The sequence below is a fragment of the Noviherbaspirillum sp. ST9 genome (assembly GCF_048799745.1).
GTDB lineage: Bacteria > Pseudomonadota > Gammaproteobacteria > Burkholderiales > Burkholderiaceae_D > Noviherbaspirillum.
Genome location: NZ_JBLWFR010000200.1, coordinates 1 through 534, shown reverse-complemented (window position 1 = coordinate 534; position 534 = coordinate 1). Strand labels below are relative to the sequence as shown.

At 44.2% G+C, this 534-nt stretch carries 1 pseudogene; it reads left to right on the top strand.

Features of this window, described 5'->3' with window-relative positions:
• Positions 1–534, top strand: a pseudogene (locus ACNOHI_RS25510) (hypothetical protein); the annotation flags it as partial.

Below are 534 nucleotides of genomic sequence, written 5' to 3'. Positions count from 1 at the left end.
ACCTTGAAGCAATTGAAGTTATCAAAGGCCCGTCATCCACGCTGTTCGGAGGTGTGCTGGTTTCTTATGGCGGGCTGGTAAACCGGGTAACTAAAAAGCCATTTGACCGCTTTAGCGGATCGGTAGACTACAGCACAGGCAGTTTCGGGCTAAGCCGCGTAACAGCAGATATTAATGCTCCTCTAAACGATGACAAAACACTTCTGTTCCGTTTAAACGCTGCTTATCACAACGAGAAAAGCTTCCAGGACTACGGACGGCAGAGCACGCAGGTAATAGCCCCGGCGCTAACTTATAAAGTAAATAACAAGCTTACTCTCGATCTTGATCTCGAATTCTATAATACCGAACGTAACACCACTTATATCGGCAGCATCGGGCCAAACGTTAAAGCTAAAGGATTTGTCGATCTGGACCTTGACTTCAAAACGTCGTTTACCAATAACGATATGTTAAGCTCCTCAAAGATATTCAATGCATATTTCAGGGCCAATTACAAGTTATCAGAGCAATGGACATCACAAACCAACTATT